A 1,938-nucleotide genomic window follows, 5' to 3' on the forward strand; every position below is an offset into this window, starting at 1 on the left:
CGGGGTGACGTGAGCGCGTTAAGGATCAGGGTGTTCACGTTGGCCGGAATGGCTGTTCAACTTCGCCGGAATACGCAGGGGGTAAGGGGGGGTTCTTATATATATGCAATGTAGCTTGAAAAAATCTCACAGAAAATATGACAAATGGCCCCCTCTGCAAGAGTCAATACAACCCCATGAGCATACTGGCTATAGGGGATAGTAATCAGATGGGGGCTGTATGTCTTGAGAGGCGTAAGGGGTAAAGTACCTCTCCTCTATCACCGGATTACTTCATCTTTCACGGCTTCATAGTAGGAATAGTGGGAGTGTCGAGCGCATAAGGGGCAAGAAATCCGCTCCTCTTGCCAATCTCTCTTCTGAATGAGCGTTACGCCCTTACAAGCTGGACACCGATGGTTGATATTCAGCGCTCTTAGTTCTTCTTGGCGTTCACTGTCAACATTCAGAAAGGCCAAATCAAGCGCCCCTTGTAGCGAACGAGTATCGGTATAGACACCATCACACAAAGCCATATCAAAGCCTTTAAGTTTGGGTGGCGTAATACGGTAAGTGTTCTTGTTACGCTCAATAACAACGCCCTTGTAAGAGAATCTAGTAATTTCTGATTTGTATTCATGGAAGCGGACAGGCTTATCAGCCTGCCCTCCGAACTTGTAATTTGCAGCCTTTGGCGTCTTGATGAGGGACATTAACCACCTCTCAATTTCTTGAAAAGTCTACGGCGTCCTGAGTGTTGTTAAGCGGATTTGGCTTGTAACCAGCTTTCACACGTCTAGCACGCTCCCATTGATTCCATTGCTTGGTTGTCCAATTGGGATTAGCTAATTCATCCCCTGTAAACTCCGTTTGTTGAATAGGATCTGAGAAACCATGTTTACGCATGGCGTCAGTCTTAAGAGAGCGCATGTATTCAATGTGCTCTTTAGACCCTGCACCAATACCAAGGGCTTTCATACTCTTACTGACTTTAGAGACGTCGCCTTGAGCCTCTTGAATGATGGCTGCAAGCTGATCATCACTAATAGATTCGTCTTGAAACAGGTCTTTGATTTGTTCATGCATATTTAACTTCTCCGAAAGGGGTTAGGTGCCCAGGTGAAAGGGGCATCAATGTCATAGTTCTTGAATTTTGAATAATCGCGGTAGTGGTCACAGTGGGTTACCGCAACCCGTTTGCGTGTGTTAAGAAAGCACCACATGGGGGAGAGTCCTACTTAGCTAAAAATGGCTGTTTTAAGCCTTGATATACAAGGGCTAGAGAGGAAGTGACACAGGGGGGAGGTACTACCCTACAGGGTAGTGTGAGTGGCACTAATAAGCTCGTTACGCAATCGGTGATAAGTGCGTTTAGAAAGGCCGTATTTGGTATGTAATACGGAATGAGAACAACCTAGCTTGATTTCTTGCTCTAACTCGGGGGTACGCTGGTAACGCATCCCTTTCGATTTATTCAATTGCTCTTGCTTGGTGAGCAAGGATTCATCGATTGCCTCTGAGAGAGCGTAGGTATCAGTGACTAGCATTCGGCTGTAAAGGCTGGTCGGCCTGACGCCTGCAATAACCTTGATGATACCATTTGCGCTTTGGCGCTCTACGCATACCGCCCTATCTTGTTGGTTGTAATAGACATGATAAAGGTTCATAACACTATGGCCCCTGCTCGCTCTCGTTCTACAGCACAACAGCGACCATATTGATCGAGGTGCGCTATTATTGTTCTTTGCATTCTTCTTCTGCTCCCACGGTATATAGGCCTAGATTTTTAAGAAGAGTGCGTACACTCTCACGAGTGAAGGGCTTACCTCGTTGGGTTAGATAACCTTTCGCATTCAGTGCTGAAGCCAAAGCCTTGTATCCGTTGGATTTGACCCCATAGGTCCAGACACTTTTTCCCGCTTAGGGTTGTGATACCCGACTGCGCAGAAATTCCCGTGG

The 1,938-nt window shown here is 46.6% G+C and carries 3 protein-coding genes and 1 pseudogene; all 4 read right to left on the reverse strand.

What is annotated here, in order from left to right; all coding sequences use genetic code 11:
* Window positions 1–260 precede the first annotated feature (260 nt).
* Complete coding sequence (locus tag PG881_RS23805; protein WP_113995472.1) at window positions 261–692, reverse strand: hypothetical protein; 432 nt, start codon at window positions 690–692, stop codon at window positions 261–263.
* Between the two features lie 10 nt (window positions 693–702).
* On the reverse strand, window positions 703–1,065 hold the full coding sequence (locus PG881_RS23810) for a hypothetical protein (protein ID WP_270803291.1): 363 nt from the start codon (window positions 1,063–1,065) through the stop codon (window positions 703–705).
* 227 nt (window positions 1,066–1,292) lie between these two features.
* Window positions 1,293–1,646: a hypothetical protein gene (locus PG881_RS23815; RefSeq protein ID WP_270803293.1), complete on the reverse strand. Its 354-nt coding sequence runs from the start codon at window positions 1,644–1,646 to the stop codon at window positions 1,293–1,295.
* A 67-nt stretch (window positions 1,647–1,713) separates the two neighbouring features.
* Window positions 1,714–1,857: pseudogene (locus PG881_RS24095) on the reverse strand (recombinase family protein); the annotation flags it as partial.
* Window positions 1,858–1,938: the final 81 nt, after the last annotated feature.

Origin of the sequence: Aeromonas sp. QDB54, from assembly GCF_027707385.1 — a bacterium.
Taxonomy (GTDB): domain Bacteria; phylum Pseudomonadota; class Gammaproteobacteria; order Enterobacterales; family Aeromonadaceae; genus Aeromonas; species Aeromonas hydrophila.

Coding starts and splice junctions, on each gene's coding strand:
- PG881_RS23805 (WP_113995472.1), bottom strand. CDS start 692: ATGTCCCTCATCAAGACGCCAAAGGCTGCAAATTACAAGTTCGGAGGG.
- PG881_RS23810 (WP_270803291.1), bottom strand. CDS start 1,065: ATGCATGAACAAATCAAAGACCTGTTTCAAGACGAATCTATTAGTGAT.
- PG881_RS23815 (WP_270803293.1), bottom strand. CDS start 1,646: ATGAACCTTTATCATGTCTATTACAACCAACAAGATAGGGCGGTATGC.